A 15,481-nucleotide genomic window follows, 5' to 3' on the forward strand; every position below is an offset into this window, starting at 1 on the left:
GGTTGACGATCAAAGACTGACAGACAAGTGGGTAATCTTGCGCTCGATTGCGGTCCGGTGCTGCCGCGCGATGGGCTCGACGGCCGCCCAGAACCAGTCTTAATGGTCCGCCAAGCTCAACAACTTCGCCACTTCTCCAGGATAGAGCCAAGGCGGCGCGCGCAGCGGATAAACAACAGGCGCAGAAGAGCGCGGCATGTTTACCACGATTGAAAGTACCACGGTCTGCAAGGCTCCGACGACTGGCTCATCCGCGGTAGTTTCGTGGCGAGCCGGTCGGTCTTTTACTTCATTTTGGCTTCAAGCTCCCGGAGCGAGCGCTGATTCTCGTCGGCCGTTTTCCGAGCTTCACGAAGTACCTGCTGGTTCTTCGAGTGGCGCATGATGATACGCGACATGTCGATGGCACCCTGGTGATGCGCCGCCATGCTCTTCATCCAGGCACGACCAGGATCGGGGTCCATCATGCCTTGCATCATGTTCTTGTTCATTCGGTCCATGGAAGCCATCATCTCGTGCTGTGCCGGTCCCATGTTCTGCATGCCTGACATGTGCGTGCCTTGCATGTGGGACATACTGTGGTTGGACTGGCCCTGAGCCATAGTTGGAGTCAGCGCGCCAAAAGAAAGCGCCAAGGCCGCCTGAAGAGTCTTATTAAGCACCATAAGTCTCCTGTGAAACGAGACATTAACGATATGGCGAGCCGAATGTTCACGAGGATCGAGGATATGGTGGGCATCTGCGAACATCTCCGCGGGCAGCTTTGCTCGTACTCTCTTACTCCGGCTAGCCAGCTTCCTCGTATTGCGGGGCTGTCCCAAGACGGACACCCGCTTCGGTCATCGCACGATCGTCTACTTTGAGGCTGGATAAGAGCTACGGGGCCTTCGGCGCATCAGAGGTGTTCGCACCGCAACAAAGGAACAGAGTGGTATGGTCTCTTCCGCCTGCATCCTTCCGGTGGGATCAGCTCCGCAAGGCGTGCGCTGATCGCGCGCTCAGTGGGTGCAGCCCTGGGGAGGTTGCTAGTAGGTGGAGGCGGGCGAAAGCGACAACGCAGAACCGCATCCAAAGGCCTCTGCGCCGTCAGGTAGCCGCGCGCGCTTGCGCGAATAATCGAATGAACTCACCTTTGTCGATGGCGCCGGCAACTAAGACTTGCCCGGCCAAATAGCCGGGAGTCCCGGGAAGTCCGAGCGAAAAGGCTTGTTGGGCGTTGGTCCGCAATTGCAGGTCGATTCCATCTTTCTGCGCCTTTAGGTGGACTAGCGCCCGCGACCAGTTGCCGCCCGCTCGAGTGACAATCTCGCGTAGCAGATCGTCGTTGATCGCTCTTCCGTCCGTCATCAGCATTCGGTGGACTGCCGGATAGATACCCTGCTCGGCGGTCGCGAGTGCAACCCTGGCTGCGCGCTCTGACGGGGGACCGAATATGGGCCAATCCTTATAGACAAGGCGGACATCTCTGTCGACGCCAACTGCCGCGTCCATCGCGAGGAACGCACGCCTACATGCCGGGCACCGGTAATCCGTAAAGACCGCGAGGTAGAGTGATGCTCCCGGTGGTCCGCTCGAAGGCGATGTCTTTGCGTCGAGAATAGCCGACTGAAGGTCCGACTGACCAATGCTCTTCCCGACCGGGGTTGCCCTCCTGAGGAGCGAGGCAAGACCCAAGCCTCCTAGAGCCATTGCACCGAGCTCAAACATTTCCCGCCGGTCTATTTGTTTGGGCATGATGCCCTTAGCCAGAGAACATGCAGCGGCGGTGTGCACCGCATCGATTCACCGCCGCTGCTTCTGCTTCAAAAGCCATCAGGATGCTTACGGCTCATTAGGCGTAACCCCGCAAGTTCACTTGATAGGCGCGAGCGGATCAACGCCGACTTCCTTGTCTGTCTCTGGTGGGGGCGGTGCGGTCCCTTTGTCGCGGAACGAGGGCAGATCCGGTGCACCGTCCGGGGTCGGATGGGCCTCCAGCTTTGCAATCAAGCGCCGCATGTCCGTGATTTCGCGTACTTGTGCGTCGATGATTCCGTCGGCCAACTTGCGAACCTCGGGATCTTTGATGTGCGCGCGCTCACTGGTCATGATCGCGATGGAGTGGTGTGGAATCATCGCCCTCATGTAAGCCACATCTCCAACCGTTTCTTGACTGCGGACAAGCCAGAGCGCGAGGGCGAACACGACGACACTGCCAGCGATGATAACGGCGTTTACGGTCTTGTTCTTGTACATCGACCACATGAAGGCGAGCATGATGAGGGCCATGGCTGCCCCCATGACGAACGCCATCCAGAAGCGGGTTTGACTGAACTCGACATGGCCGATGACGTAGGTGTTCAAGTACATAAGCCCGAACATCACGGCCGTTGAGGTCGCCACCATCGCGGCGAACCGACCGTAGCCCATGCCCATATTCATCTGGCCTTTGTGATCATCCATTACGTGTCACCTTTCGCGAAGTGGTTGCCCCCCGGCGTTCCGGCGCGGGCGCCTCGGCCCACAGATATTAAGCAGCACTGCATCACCCGGCCAAAGCGCAAGAAGACCGTTCACCAGGGCGAGCAGCCGTGGAGTAATACGTCTTCGACGTCACTTCTCAGTTCGAGGGGCAGCATTATTTCATCCCCTGCATATCTTTCATCATCGCATCGTGGTCCTTGGGTGCGCTCTTAACGATCTGCTGATACTGCTGCGGAGACATTGTTGGTAGCTTGCGAACGAACGCGACCATGTCCCAGATGAGTTGATCATCATGGGTCTTCCCCCATGCTGGCATTGCACTCAATTTCACGCCGTGCTTAATCGTCCAGAATTGCTCGGCTGCCGTTTGGTCCTGGCCAAGCGCCAGCTCGGGAGCTTGCGGATAGAGACCCTGGCTCATCTCGGTCTTCTCAAGACCCGGCCCAAGGTGACAGCCGGTGCACATCTCGGTGTACAGGCCAGCACCGGTCGCAATCCGCGCCGGGCTGTTCAAATCGGCTGGCACAACGATGTTCCGGGCGTGATGCTTGATCGCGCGGTCGCGCAGCTGTTCAAGCGCCATGTAGACTGGCCGATAGTGCGGAGCATCAGCACCGATATTGTACAGCCCAGTGAAGATAAACGCCCCTGCAAATGCCGCGATCGCCAACGCGAGGATTAGAACAAAGGTGACGCTCGGAAAGTGACGGCGCAAATCGGGAATTCGACCTTTGTCCACAATTGTTCTCCCGTTCTGGCTTCAGTTCTCAGGTCGTTTGCATGGTCAGACCGTTGGTCTCGCGGTCAGGACGCGGCCGGCTTCCGAGCTGAGCTGTGCATCATGATAATCCGCCATCGCCCGTGCATCTTCCGCAAAGCGCTCGTGGCTACGCCCAGCCGCTCCGCTACGTCACCCTTTTTGGTTTCGATCCGGTACTTGTAGGTCTCAACTACAAGCGCGACCGGACCCTCAAAGCGCACCGCGATCTTGTAATCGCTGAACTTAAAAGACTTAAACTCTGCCAGCTCGGGCGTGAGATGGTGAGCAAGGTAGGTGGCGTAATTTCCCTCCGCTCCGCCACTTTCAAAGATTACCGAGTCGTCAGCGAAAAGCTTATCTGTTCCGTGAGGGTCGAGGCGTTCGACGGCACTATCATAACTCGCCAGGACCGAGCGAATGGCGGCCTCGTCGCGGGCGCCGGGCGGGAGCGGTGCAGCGATGGCACTACTTCCGGCCATCACGAGCAACGCAGCCAGCCAAAGCGATTTAGGGGCGCCGCCTCCCACTCCGCACTTCGATTTGGATGAGCTTAGAACCATGTGCGGATCCCCGTGACGACGCTCCAGCCCCCACGACGCTCACCAGCCTCGCGGAGGTATCGCCCGGTGGCGCCAAACGACCGCTTATACTGCACACCGACATACGGCGCGAATTCTCGGCGAATATCATAGCGCAGGCGCAATCCCGCTTCCGCGTCCGACAATCCCGAACCTATGCCAATCGAGCGGCTACTTTGGGCTGCGGCATTCACTTCGACCCGAGGCTGAAGGATTAGCCGTTGGGTAATCCGCTGGTCGTAGCTTCCCTCGACCCGGCCCATCAGTTCGCCCTTGTTCGACAGAAACAACGCAGCCTCGATATCGAAGAAGCTGGGCGCCAGTCCCTCGATTCCGATCGTTGCATAAGTACGGGACGGGTTGGGCTTGAAGTCATACCTCACCCCGCCCTGCAGATTGAAATATGGCCCAATGGCACGGCTGTAGAGAGCCTGAACTTCAGCGCGGTCGACGCCGCGCCGGAACTCACCATCGCCTTCGCTTTTGATCCATATGCGGTTGATGTCGCCACCGTACCAAGCCTGGCCGACCCACTCATAGCCGTCGCGGCCGCGATTGAACTGATACTCCGCCAGGTTGACGATCACCTGCGACATGTTCTGACCACCGTGGAACGTCTGAAGGTGATGGCGCCCCATCGCCATCGCCTCCGTTCCATAAACCTGGTCCGCCGCATGGGTCGTCGGCACTGGCGGCGGCGGCGCAGTGCCGGCCGGAAGGTTCGTTCCACTTGCATCGCCATCGGACGGCATCGGCATGTTGCTCATTGCCTGTCCGGGCGCCGACATTCCCGGCATGTTCGCCATGTCCTGGCCAGAAGGGGTACCCATCCCCGGCATGTTCTGCATGTTGTTGCCAGCGGGTGCCCCCATCCCGGGCATATCTTTCATGTCATGACCGGAAGGTGCCGCCATGCCGGGCATGCCCTTCATGTCATGGCCAGCGGGCGCCGCCATCCCAGGCATGTCCTTCATGTCATGGCCTGGGGGCATGGTCATGCCCGGCATGGATGACATGTCGTGACCGGCAGGCCTTCGCATCCCAGGCATTGACGACATCGCGCCGCCCTTACGCTTGGCAGCTGGCGCTCGGGCAGGTTGCTTGGGCCGTTTCTTGCTCGCCCGAGCAGGAGACTGTTTACTCGTGCTTTTCTTGGTCGCCAGCTTCTTTGTGCCGGGCATCTTCATTCCTGGCATGTTCATGCCTGGCATATTCATGTTCATTTGCGCGGAGGCAGCTGAAGCCGACGTAACGACCGCCGTCGCCATCAGCAGCGCAAGCTTACGATGCTGCATTGTCGTTCCCCTCCGACGGACGGACCGTCACAACTCGCATCATTCCCGCGGTCATGTGGAACAGGTTATGGCAGTGAAACGCCCAGTCGCCGGGCGCATCCGCGGTAAGATCGAAACTCATCTTTCCTCCAGGAGGCACGTTCACCGTGTGCTTGCGCGGCGCGTTCGATCCATGCCCCGTCACGAGCTCAAAGAAGTGACCGTGGAGGTGGATCGGGTGCGGCATCATCGTGTCATTGATCAACGTCACGCGCACTCGCTCGCCGAGCCGGAACGGGATCGGTTCGGCTGGGTCGCTTAGCTTCACGCCATCGAACGACCACATGTAACGTTCCATGTTTCCGGTCAGATGGATGTCGAGCGACCGCGAGGGTGCGCGAACATCCTTGTTGCGGTCGAGCGACACGAGGTCACGATAGACGAGCACGCGATGATCTAGCCCCTCAAGACCCTGAGGCGCTTCGCCGCTCCGATCCATCGGCATCGGTGAAATCGTCTGCACGCCTGGTCCCATCTTAACCTGGGGAGCATTGCGGCCATCGCGCATGTTCATGCTCATTGCACCGCTCTGCGACCCAGAAGACGCGGCGGCGCCATGATCCATCCCCGCCATCGAAGAAGAGCTGCCAGCGGCAGCTCCGCTGGCAGCTGCAGGACCCATGCCGGACATTCCCGCCATCGACCCACCGGACATCCCGGACATCGATCCACCGGCCATCCCAGGCATGGACGCCATTCCAGGCGTTGCTGCAGCGGAAGACGCTCCCATCCCGGCCATTCCTGCCACAGCGGCGGAGGCCGCACTGGCTGCCATCGAACCATGGTCGGTCGGCTCGCGCCATCCGGTTAGCTTGGCTAAGTTGCGTGAGGCGTTCTGCTCTGCCGACGGATCGATACCTCTCAGCATGGCTGGGTTCTTACCGCTCATGTCCATGCCCGACATGCCCTGCATGTCACTCATGTCCATGCCCATGTCCTTCATTGTCGTAAGCGGACGTGGGCGTAGCGGAGGAACAGGCGCAATCATTCCTGCCCGCGGCGCCAAGGTCGCGCGACCCTGTCCAGAGCGGTCAATGGACTCGCTGACGAAGCTGTAGGCGCGATCACCCGGCGTCACGATGACATCGAAAGTCTCGGCCACGCCGATCTGGAATTCATCGACGGTTACCGGGCGGACATTCTGCCCGTCCGCCTGAACCACCGTCATCGGCAAGTCGGGGATTCGGACGTTGAAGTTGGTTTGCGCAGCGGCATTGATGATCCGAAGCCGGACGCGTTGACCAGGCGTGAAGAGACCGGTCCAGTTGTCATAGGGACCATAGCCATTGACGGTGAAGGTATAGGTCGAGCCGGTGACGTCGGCGATGTCGGCGGGATCCATGCGCATCTTTGCCCATTGCCGGCGCTCGCTAAGCGGCATGTCCCTGCCAGCCAGGAGGCCGGAAAGTGTAAGGCGCTGCATGTTGAAATAGCCGCCGCCCATTTGCTTCAACTTCCGGAAAATGGTTGCTCCGCCCATTGGACTGTGGTCGGCGAGTACGATGACGTGCTCACGATCGTAAGCAATGGGGTCTGGCCCAGCTGGATCGATGACGATCGGCCCGTACAGTCCGTCCTGTTCCTGATACGACGAGTGACTGTGGTACCAGTAGGTTCCAGACTGCATGACCGGGAAGGCATAGTCGAAGGTTGTCCCAGGGCGGATGCCGGGGAAGCTCACGCCTGGCACGCCGTCCATAGGAAAGGGGACGAGAAGGCCATGCCAGTGGATGGAGCTGTCCTCCGGCAATGAGTTTGTGACTTTCAGGCGAACCTGTTGGCCTTCTTTGAGCCGGATGAGCGGTCCCGGAACGGTCCCGTTGATCCCGATCGCCTTGCTCAACCTGCCGTCGACACGCACCGCGACGTTGCCAATCGAGAGAGCAATGTCTGTTCCACTGACGGTCGGCAGAGGCCTAACCAGGCCGGGCGAAAGCGGCTTGGCCCAGCTCGGCATTGATGATGCAAGGACCATGGTGCCACCAGCAGCAGCGGCTCCGCGCATAAGCTGGCGGCGGTCAAGAAGGCGCGACATGAAGAGCTCCCGTGAGGCCAAACGCGGCCTGCTTAATCCTGTTACGCAGCGCCACGTAGAAACCCTTAGGTTCGCCCCAATTTCTCGAACAAACGAGCGCGAGCACGATAGAGTCGGGTCTCGACGGCCTTCTGACTAATGCCAAGGACTTCGGCTGTTTCAGCCTGGCTCATCCCTTCGATCGTTCGAAGAACGAGGGGCTCCTTCAAATTGGTTGGGAGGGATGAGATGGCGCGCCTCACCCGATCTAATTCCTGGCGATCGGCAACAGCGTCGTCGAGCGCGACTTGGCCATCGGCTACGGATTCGGCTTCGCTGCCCATCGGAAGGGCGAAAGAAAGCATGCGGCGGACGGCGCGGCGTCGCGCCCAGTCGCGACACTTATTGATGGCGATGGCGGACAACCACGCCTTCATCGAACGAGCGCCATCGAACCGCGAAAGCGCCTGGTGAGCAGAAACGAATGTCTCCTGCACAAGATCGAGGGCTTCATCGGGATCCCCAACCCATGCCCGCGCAAGACGAAAAACCGGCTGGCGATAGCGGCGCATGATCTCAGCAAATGCAGCTTGCCGACCTGCGATACTAAGGTCGGCTAGCTCGCTATCGCCAAGCGACGTGTAGTCGAGGCTCACTGCTGATTGTCGGTGAGTGCCTTCACCACCGCCTGGTCGTAGGCGGCGGTCTGATTGGGGCGCAAGATTTGCCGCATGGCAAAGATGTGTGCGAGCGTCCCCTTCTGGAGTTCACCCATCACGGCATGACTGCGATCAACAGCGGCAATCACTCGTGGACCGTTGCCATGTTCCTGCTCGATTGCATCCGCCAGCCGCGCGTTATCGGCCCTCAACTCCAACTCGAGCGCCTTTCGCTGCACTGCGAAGCGTTGCTCAAGAAGCTGGAGCTGCGCCTGCTGGTTCTGGTCAAGCGCGAGCCTGTGATGCAGCACTTCGTGGAGCTCGGCGCCCGGCTGCGTTGGCTTGGGAAGGATCGCCCTTCCAGCAAAGACACCGCCTACCGCCGCGAGGAAGCAGGCTAGGACGGGCATGAGAAGACGGAAGCGTCGGCTCACGGCTCACCGATCAACAGTGTTGAAGGCGCCAATGGCTGGGCGGGTCCCAACGGTGCGAGGGACGCTGCCGCAGTTGAAGGCAGCGGTACCCCTGCACCCATCACTCCGATCAGGGCCGCCACGACAAATACGGCTGGTCCGATCCGAAGGCCGACGCGTGCCGCCGATCCCGCTGCAATGCGCGCGAGCACATTCGCTTCTATTGCGTCTAAACCCAAAGGTATCGGCACCTGCCCAAGTCTCTCCAGCGTCCGATCGAGGTCGTCCAATCTTCTCACTCCACCCTCACTAGCATAGATTACGCACGATGGGCCGCCAGCCCTCACCAAGTTCGTGTGAGGGATTGGCCATCGGCTTGCGTAATGACGGGCAGGGACCCTCTTACGGAAGAACCAAACATGAAGCGCTTACCTTTAGTCATTGCTGCCGCGGCCGTCGCTATGCTTTCGAGCGCGGCAAACGCCCACCCGAAGCTTCTCTCTGCGACGCCGGCGGCCAACTCGTCAGTCGTGAGACCATCGCACATTGACCTGCGCTTCAGTGAGAAGCTGATGCCGGCGTTTTCCAAGGCTGACCTCGTGATGGCGGCGATGCCCGGAATGGCGGCGATGAACATCGCCAGCACGGCCGTCGTTGCTCCTGACGGTCGCAGCCTCGTCATCACCCCGAAAGCACCGCTGCACTCCGGCCGTTACAATGTGGTCTGGCATGTCGTCTCGACCGATACTCACAAGGTAGCGGGAAATTTTGTTTTTGCGGTGAAGTAGAACAATGGCGGATTGGTCGCTGATTGCAGTTCGTTTGGCACTCTATGTCGTGCTGTCTGCGATGTTCGGCTTGGCCGCCTTCAGCCTATATGGACTGACCATGCGTGAGCGCGGCGACGCGCTCACGCTACGCCCGTGGTTAATCGCAAGCGCTTGCCTAGGCCTCATCCTGTCGATCGCGTGGTTGATACTAATGGCCACATCGATGGCAGGCACATCGCTGTGGCCGATCGACCAGGAGGCTCTGGGCGCACTGCTGACGGGCTCGGCCATCGGAACGGCGTGGAAGGTGCGGATGGTCGCGCTCGTTGTTGCAACTGCTTGCGCGGGTGCGAGCCCTAATCGCACCTTACCCCTGATCCTGGTTACGGCGTCGGGCGCTGTCGGCCTTGGGAGTCTGGCTTGGACCGGGCATGGCGCGATGGACGAGGGCTCCATCGGCTGGGCTCACCTTGTTGCCGACATCTTCCACCTGCTCGCTTCGGGCACTTGGGTCGGAGCCCTAGTCGGACTGCTCTTGCTGGTCTCACGTCCCGTAGTCCGGGTAGACGCCTCGCACCTTCGTTTGACCCATCGCGCGCTTCACGGGTTCGGCAGCATCGGAACCATCGTCGTAGGAACGATCGTCATCTCCGGCCTCGTCAATGGTTGGGTGCTCGTCGGATTAGGTAACATAACGACCCTAACGTCCAACCTTTATGGTCAGCTTTTTGTTCTGAAGCTCGTGCTGTTCGCGGCCATCCTTGGCTTGGCTTCGCTGAACCGTTTCCGTCTGACGCCGGCCTTCGAACAGTCGATCGCAGCCGAGAATCACCGCGGAGCACTCGGTGCACTGCGCACAAGCTTGCTCGTGGAAACCGGCTGCGTCGTTGGCATACTCGGGCTGGTGGCCTGGTTAGGAACCCTGTCTCCCTCGGCTTCGGCAATGTGAGGCGCATGAATTCCTGACGCCTGAATCGCCGATCGCCGGGCGCATTAGCGAGGTGCGGGCAGTTGTAGGTGCCCGCACCGTCTTCTCAAGCGGCCATTTTCTCGCATTCCTTGGCGCAGCGGTTACAAGCGGCGGCACACTCTTCCATCCCATCGAGCGCCTCACAGCTCGTCGCGCACGCCCGGCAAATCTCAGCGCACTCGCGGCAGATATGCTGATGGTGCTCGGACCCGCGCGCCATGAAGTCGATCGTGACTGCGCAAATCTGGGCGCAATCCATCATGATCTTCATATGCTGCGGCTGGGCGTGACGTCCGCCCGCTTCTAGGCAGTGATTCATCGCCATGTTGAGGCAGGTCACATGGCAATCATGGCAGGCGTCCATGCAAGCCTTCATTGCGGGGTCCATCTGATGCATCGGTCGTTCTCCGTGTGAAACCCCGCCCATCATCAGCTACGCGCCGGCGCGCGCCATCCCTTTCCGAAATTACTGGCCGGCTCCTCGCCTGGCTACATCGTCCATCGGCCGAATAGCGTGGCAATCACATTTCCGCCCGCGAGCATCATGAGGGTTAAAACCGTCATCGCAGCAATCTGAGCGTTGGTCACGCCCGCGTTCAATGCCATGCCTTCCGTGTTCTCCGCCATGTCGTGGGTCATCCCAGGCATCGCCGGCGGTGGCCGCTCGGCCGAGACATCGTGCCCACCTTGGCCAAGCGCGCGCTCCGTTCCCATCCCATGCTTCAATCGGACACCGACAAGCCATAAGTTGATCGGATAGGCCGTAGCGAAGCCGACCAGAGTGGCCAGCGACATCACGCCCCAAAACCGGAGCGAGCTGGCGTGCATCGCTGCCATGTCCCTGCTCATCAACAGCACCATCGTTGGGATCATGCCGGCCATCACGGCGTTCATGGAAAGCCATTCGGGAACGAAGGACATTCGAAGCGCCCGGATGTAGGAGCCCCCCGCCATGTCGCGCATGAACAGGGCTTGGAAGATGAACAGGCCGAAGCCAAACCCGAAGACATATTCGGCCGTGACATCTAACCACATCGGCAATCCGAGCGCCGTGGTGATTGCCGCTGCGACAATGACCCCGGTCGCGTCACCAGCCATGCAATGAATGGACGACCCGAATGCCTGCTTCCAAAGTGGGCGGATGAAGTCCTCGTGGCGCTGGTTTGGCGGTTCCTGACAGGACAGGACATAAGCGGCAGCCATGATGGGCCCGCCGTAAAGGGTCACCAGCAGCCAGCCCCATTTCATCACCTTCATTTCGGGATTGCGGGTGAACGCGTCCCAAGCGACGTAGCCGACCGATAGAGCGGTCAACACAAACCACCCGATCAAAAGCGGATCAAGCCACGAATCCGGCGAAGGCATCGTCATCGTCATCGTTACGCACCCCTTTGAAGAAGGATACGCGGGGTTCGGCCTGAGCCCTCGCCAACGGCGACCTAGGTTAGCTTGCTCGCAATGGCTTTGATCGCCTTCAACCCCGATCCGAAACGAGCAATGGCTTCGCGGTTCTTTTCCAATTCGCTGTACGGCAGATAGGCGATGTTGAGGTCAGCGATTCGACTGAATGCCGGTCGCCGCAGCTGAGCGCGAACATCGCTCTCGCGCGCGTCGGGCGCGACAAGGAACATGCCGGCTGCAGCATGAATCTCGCCGCCACTAAGTGCCAGATCGAGCATCCGCACGATCCCTGAGTAGATGGAGGTCGAATGCTCCACTTCGAAAGCGGCGGTCACATGCTCGCCGCCCTTCTCCAACCAGAGCACGTCGATCAGACGGATTGAATCTGCGCCGCTCGAAGTCGCGATCGAGTCCGGGAGCCGTTCTAGACAGCCGTGCCCAAGCGCCAAGTCATTCAAGAGTCGGCTTCGGTCGTTGGAAGCGATCCAAACATCATAGCCGAGTGCCAGGCCAAGATCACGCAACCAGCCCTGAAGCTCGGTGTGGGTACGCTCGTTCTCGCCGTCCTGCTTTGCGGCTTTGCTGAGCGTGCGTGCTTCCTCGCGGGCGGTTTCCAGTCGCGAGGCCCAATCGTTGAGCGCCCTGCAGTCCGGCTCCAGGGGCGGGGCTGGATAGCGGCCTGACCCGATGTCGAACATCAAACCGCCGATCGCGCCCAGGTCGTTTGACAGAAGATCACGATATCGGTCGTTGAGGTCGAGGATCCCGGTTCGCATGGCAAGAAAGTGTTCCCAGCTTCCCAGCTTCACCTTCGCGCCAGTGAGTGCATTGTATCCGTTCACGATTGCAGTGTTGAAAGGCGGCACCAGGGTTGGGTGAAGAAAGTAGAGCAGGTTAGCGACCGCCGGCCCCAGCCCCTTGATCTTTAAGCGGTCGATGGTGTGAATATGGCTAATAATCTCCTCCGCCGTGTCGCAGCAGGAGCAGGCATCGAGCAGCCGGCCGAAAGCCCGTTGATTATCCGGGCTTTCGTAAATGTCAGGAATTCGGAGCTTGGGTTTCCACAAGAAGGCGTGGTCGGCACCTTTAAAGATCTGGCGTTGCTCGGCGACCGAGTGGACAACGGTTTCTAAAGACGATCCGCGGTACGCGACCCCGAAGGCACCTCGCTCGATTTCGCCAACGACTTGACTGATGCCTCGCCGGATAGAGCGGAAGTTCTTTAGCCGCTCATCCCACAAGAACCAGCTTCGATAGGTTGCCCCCGGATCGTCGCGCCAGTTCGCGATTAGCCGACGAATAAAGAATTCGTGATCACCGCTTGGCTTTGGCTGTTCAAGTTGCGCAGCCATCCCGGCCTCCCCTCCCCGAGTGCAAGCCTTTGGCTCTAGCGAGCCCCGTCGGGGCCGTCGACTTTACTCATGCGTTCGAGGGAAAAGAGGCCCTCGTGCGTAGCACAAGTAGGATTGGCGGATCAGGTGTCGGTCTTCTTGAGTCCAGGGAGTTTTCGCATGAACGACGGGCATCCCCAGTCTCCGCCAGAAGGCCATGGCTGCTGCGAGGGCTCCGTCCCGCAGCCGCGGGACGCCGAACGCCAGCCGGCTGAGGTAGGGTGCTGCTCACGGAATAGTGCGTCAGCTGGCGTGCAAGCCGTCACGGACCCCGTGTGCGGGATGAAGGCCGATCCGGCAACTAGTGCGCACCATGCCGAACACGCCGGTCATAGCTTTCATTTTTGCAGTGCGGGGTGCCGAGCCAAGTTTGTCTCCGACCCCGAGGCGTATCTCCGTGATGATGGGCAAATCGATCAGGCACAGGGTGCGGCTATGAAAACGGTCACTGACGCCGTGTGCGGCATGACCGTTGATCCGGAAGCGACGCCGCACCATTCAGAGCACGCTGGGCAAGCTTATCACTTTTGCAGCGCCGGGTGCCGGACCAAGTTCGTCGCCCAGCCTGACGCGTATCTGGGTGGACAGCCGCGCCCGGAACCGAAAGCGACGCCGGGCGCGATGTGGACGTGTCCGATGCATCCCGAGATTCGCCAGGAAGGGCCCGGGACCTGCCCGATCTGCGGCATGGCGCTCGAACCCGAAGAGCCGTCGCTCGACGATGCGCCCAACCCCGAGCTGGTCGACTTCACCCGTCGGTTCTGGATTGCCACAGCGCTAACCATCCCGCTGCTCGCCGTATCCATGTTTGCCGAACTGCTTGGCTACGAACTGGTCAGTTCCGCTGCCTCGCCGTGGGTTCAACTCGCGCTCGCCGGGCCAGTGGTGCTGTGGGCCGGTGCGCCGTTCTTCGTGCGAGGATGGCGATCAATCGTCACGCGGCATCTGAATATGTTCACGCTGATTTCGATCGGGGTTGGTGCTGCGTTCCTATACAGCTTGTTCGCAACGGTAGCTCCTGGGACCTTTCCTTCGACGTTCCGGATGGGCGCAGTCGTTCCGGTTTATTACGAGGCCGCAGCCGTCGTCGTGACGCTGGTGCTGCTCGGGCAGGTGCTCGAATTGCGCGCTAGGGCGGCGACTGGTCGTGCGATCCGAGCGCTGATGGATCTCGCGCCCAAGCTTGCGCGTCGGCTGCGGGCTGACGGGTGGGAGGAGGAAGTCAGCCTTGCCGAAGTGGCGGCCGGCGATCGGCTGCGAGTGCGTCCCGGCGAGGCGGTGCCGGTCGATGGAGTGGTGGTCGACGGCCGCAGTTCGGTCGATGAGTCCATGTTGACCGGTGAGCCCGTTCCAGTGCTCAAAGAATTGGGCGCGGAGGTCACGGGCGGAACAGTCAACGGCACGGGAAGCCTTGTCATGGAAGCCCGGGCGGTCGGCTCGAATACGATGCTCGCACGGATCGTCCGGATGGTCGCCGAAGCGCAGCGCAGCCGCGCACCTATCCAAGCGGTCGCAGATAGAGTCTCCGGCTGGTTCGTGCCGCTGGTGGTGCTGATCTCGGTTGCAACATTTGTGGTCTGGTCAGTGTTCGGTCCTGAGCCCCGCATGGGCCACGCTCTCCTGAACGCGATCGCAGTGCTGGTAATCGCCTGCCCTTGCGCGCTCGGGCTCGCCACGCCCATGTCTATCATGGTCGGCACCGGCCGTGGAGCGCATGCCGGTGTGCTGGTCAAGAATGCGGAAGCCCTGCAGGCTTTTGAGAAGGTCGATACGTTGGTCATCGACAAGACGGGCACGCTAACCGAAGGCAAGCCTAAGCTGCTGGACATCGAGGCCTTGGGCGGCATCGAGCAAGACGAGTTGCTTGCACTTGCCGCCGCCGTTGAAGGCCAGTCCGAGCATCCGCTCGCTCATGCGATTGTCACGGCTGCCAAGGACAAGGGCCTGGTGATCGGCCGGGTCGAGGAGTTCGCCTCCCACACCGGCCTCGGCGTCAGCGCCAAGGTAGCCGGCCAGGAAGTCGTAATTGGCAATGCGGCCCAGATGAAAAGGGTCGGGATTGATCCTTCCTTCATCCACAGCGCGGCTGATCGTCACCGGCGCGATGGCGCTGGCGTCATGCTGGTCGCGGTCGACGGTAAGCTGGCAGGACTGCTGGCGGTCGCCGATCCGGTGCGATCCACGGCGGCGGAGGCTATCGCGACGCTCCGACGCGAGGGCCTGAGTGTCATCATGCTCACCGGGGACAATGAAGCTACGGCCGATGCAGTCGCGCGCGCGGTGGGCGGCCTAGACGATGTGCGCGCGGACTTGCGGCCCGAAGACAAAGCTCGGATCATCGCTGAGCTGAAGGCGAGCGGCGCTCGCGTGGCGATGGCCGGGGACGGAATCAACGACGCCCCGGCCCTGGCGATTGCGGATGTCGGCTTGGCGATGGGAACGGGGACCGATGTCGCGATTGAAAGCGCCGGCATAACCCTCACGCGTGGCGACCTCTCCGCAATCGTCCGCGCCCGCCGACTTGCTCAAGCTACTATGCGGAACATTCGTCAAAACCTGCTCTTCTCGTTCTTGTTCAACGGAATCGGCGTGCCCGTGGCGGCGGGTGTGCTTTACCCAGTTGCAGGCATCCTGCTCTCCCCCATGCTCGCTGGCGCGGCCATGGCGCTGTCTTCTTTCACAGTTGTGCTGAACGCCCTGCGATTGAATAGCGTCAGATTGTGAACGG

At 60.7% G+C, this 15,481-nt stretch carries 15 protein-coding genes; 3 read left to right on the plus strand and 12 right to left on the minus strand.

The genetic code is table 11. From position 1 onward, the window contains the following. Positions 1-284: 284 nt before the first annotated feature. The 9 genes from GCU42_RS15245 to GCU42_RS09160 all read right to left on the minus strand — a co-directional run bounded on the left by GCU42_RS15245 (position 285) and on the right by GCU42_RS09160 (position 8,218). The gene (locus tag GCU42_RS15245) at positions 285-749 is read right to left on the minus strand and encodes a DUF305 domain-containing protein (protein ID WP_205214955.1); all 465 of its coding nucleotides are present in this window, start codon (positions 747-749) and stop codon (positions 285-287) included. Between the two features lie 337 nt (positions 750-1,086). Beyond that, entirely contained in the window at positions 1,087-1,734 is a 648-nt protein-coding gene (locus GCU42_RS09125) for a DsbA family protein (RefSeq protein ID WP_114227223.1), read from the minus strand. Between the two features lie 117 nt (positions 1,735-1,851). Then, complete coding sequence (locus tag GCU42_RS09130; RefSeq protein ID WP_205214956.1) at positions 1,852-2,442, minus strand: DUF305 domain-containing protein; 591 nt, start codon at positions 2,440-2,442, stop codon at positions 1,852-1,854. A 175-nt stretch (positions 2,443-2,617) separates the two neighbouring features. Beyond that, entirely contained in the window at positions 2,618-3,202 is a 585-nt protein-coding gene (locus tag GCU42_RS09135) for a c-type cytochrome (protein WP_114227224.1), read from the minus strand. A 65-nt stretch (positions 3,203-3,267) separates the two neighbouring features. Further along, entirely contained in the window at positions 3,268-3,702 is a 435-nt protein-coding gene (locus GCU42_RS09140; RefSeq protein ID WP_168713111.1) for a YybH family protein, read from the minus strand. Positions 3,703-3,773: 71 nt separating this feature from the next. Further along, the gene (locus GCU42_RS09145; RefSeq protein ID WP_240309398.1) at positions 3,774-5,096 is read right to left on the minus strand and encodes a copper resistance protein B; all 1,323 of its coding nucleotides are present in this window, start codon (positions 5,094-5,096) and stop codon (positions 3,774-3,776) included. After that, positions 5,083-7,170: a copper resistance system multicopper oxidase gene (locus GCU42_RS09150; RefSeq protein ID WP_114227226.1), complete on the minus strand. Its 2,088-nt coding sequence runs from the start codon at positions 7,168-7,170 to the stop codon at positions 5,083-5,085. Before GCU42_RS09150 ends, GCU42_RS09145 begins: the two co-directional genes overlap by 14 nt. 65 nt (positions 7,171-7,235) lie before the next feature. Continuing rightward, positions 7,236-7,805, minus strand: a complete 570-nt coding sequence (locus GCU42_RS09155) for an RNA polymerase sigma factor (protein ID WP_114227227.1) — start codon at positions 7,803-7,805, stop codon at positions 7,236-7,238. Continuing rightward, positions 7,802-8,218 carry a periplasmic heavy metal sensor gene (locus tag GCU42_RS09160; protein WP_425505003.1) on the minus strand — a complete coding sequence of 139 codons (417 nt, stop codon included), beginning with the start codon at positions 8,216-8,218 and terminating at the stop codon, positions 7,802-7,804. Before GCU42_RS09160 ends, GCU42_RS09155 begins: the two co-directional genes overlap by 4 nt. A 422-nt stretch (positions 8,219-8,640) precedes the next feature. On the opposite strand from GCU42_RS09160, the gene copC reads away from it, so the two are divergent. Next, entirely contained in the window at positions 8,641-9,009 is a 369-nt protein-coding gene (copC, locus tag GCU42_RS09170) for a copper homeostasis periplasmic binding protein CopC (protein ID WP_114227230.1), read from the plus strand. Positions 9,010-9,013: 4 nt separating this feature from the next. Continuing rightward, positions 9,014-9,940, plus strand: a complete 927-nt coding sequence (gene copD, locus GCU42_RS09175; protein ID WP_114227231.1) for a copper homeostasis membrane protein CopD — start codon at positions 9,014-9,016, stop codon at positions 9,938-9,940. 85 nt (positions 9,941-10,025) lie between these two features. Here the strand turns inward: copD and GCU42_RS09180 are convergent, their stop codons facing one another. The 3 genes from GCU42_RS09180 to GCU42_RS09190 form a co-directional block, all read right to left on the minus strand. Then, on the minus strand, positions 10,026-10,358 hold the full coding sequence (locus GCU42_RS09180; protein WP_114227232.1) for a four-helix bundle copper-binding protein: 333 nt from the start codon (positions 10,356-10,358) through the stop codon (positions 10,026-10,028). A 92-nt stretch (positions 10,359-10,450) separates the two neighbouring features. After that, complete coding sequence (locus GCU42_RS09185; protein ID WP_240309399.1) at positions 10,451-11,338, minus strand: DUF4396 domain-containing protein; 888 nt, start codon at positions 11,336-11,338, stop codon at positions 10,451-10,453. Between the two features lie 62 nt (positions 11,339-11,400). Continuing rightward, complete coding sequence (locus tag GCU42_RS09190) at positions 11,401-12,714, minus strand: type II restriction endonuclease (protein ID WP_114227233.1); 1,314 nt, start codon at positions 12,712-12,714, stop codon at positions 11,401-11,403. Between the two features lie 159 nt (positions 12,715-12,873). On the opposite strand from GCU42_RS09190, the gene GCU42_RS09195 reads away from it, so the two are divergent. After that, on the plus strand, positions 12,874-15,477 hold the full coding sequence (locus GCU42_RS09195; protein ID WP_114227234.1) for a heavy metal translocating P-type ATPase: 2,604 nt from the start codon (positions 12,874-12,876) through the stop codon (positions 15,475-15,477). Positions 15,478-15,481: the final 4 nt, after the last annotated feature.

The sequence above is a fragment of the Sphingomonas ginsengisoli An et al. 2013 genome (assembly GCF_009363895.1).
In the GTDB taxonomy this organism is placed as follows: Bacteria; Pseudomonadota; Alphaproteobacteria; order Sphingomonadales; family Sphingomonadaceae; genus Sphingomicrobium; species Sphingomicrobium ginsengisoli.

Excerpts from the sequence above, each read along its gene's own strand:
- GCU42_RS15245 (WP_205214955.1), bottom strand. The coding sequence starts at position 749 with ATGTTCGCAGATGCCCACCATATCCTCGATCCTCGTGAACATTCGGCT.
- GCU42_RS09125 (WP_114227223.1), bottom strand. The coding sequence starts at position 1,734 with ATGCCCAAACAAATAGACCGGCGGGAAATGTTTGAGCTCGGTGCAATG.
- GCU42_RS09130 (WP_205214956.1), bottom strand. The coding sequence starts at position 2,442 with ATGGATGATCACAAAGGCCAGATGAATATGGGCATGGGCTACGGTCGG.
- GCU42_RS09140 (WP_168713111.1), bottom strand. The coding sequence starts at position 3,702 with ATGGCCGGAAGTAGTGCCATCGCTGCACCGCTCCCGCCCGGCGCCCGC.
- GCU42_RS09145 (WP_240309398.1), bottom strand. The coding sequence starts at position 5,096 with ATGCAGCATCGTAAGCTTGCGCTGCTGATGGCGACGGCGGTCGTTACG.
- GCU42_RS09150 (WP_114227226.1), bottom strand. The coding sequence starts at position 7,170 with ATGTCGCGCCTTCTTGACCGCCGCCAGCTTATGCGCGGAGCCGCTGCT.
- GCU42_RS09160 (WP_425505003.1), bottom strand. The coding sequence starts at position 8,218 with ATGCCCGTCCTAGCCTGCTTCCTCGCGGCGGTAGGCGGTGTCTTTGCT.
- copC (WP_114227230.1), top strand. The coding sequence starts at position 8,641 with ATGAAGCGCTTACCTTTAGTCATTGCTGCCGCGGCCGTCGCTATGCTT.
- copD (WP_114227231.1), top strand. The coding sequence starts at position 9,014 with ATGGCGGATTGGTCGCTGATTGCAGTTCGTTTGGCACTCTATGTCGTG.
- GCU42_RS09180 (WP_114227232.1), bottom strand. The coding sequence starts at position 10,358 with ATGCATCAGATGGACCCCGCAATGAAGGCTTGCATGGACGCCTGCCAT.
- GCU42_RS09185 (WP_240309399.1), bottom strand. The coding sequence starts at position 11,338 with ATGACGATGACGATGCCTTCGCCGGATTCGTGGCTTGATCCGCTTTTG.
- GCU42_RS09190 (WP_114227233.1), bottom strand. The coding sequence starts at position 12,714 with ATGGCTGCGCAACTTGAACAGCCAAAGCCAAGCGGTGATCACGAATTC.
- GCU42_RS09195 (WP_114227234.1), top strand. The coding sequence starts at position 12,874 with ATGAACGACGGGCATCCCCAGTCTCCGCCAGAAGGCCATGGCTGCTGC.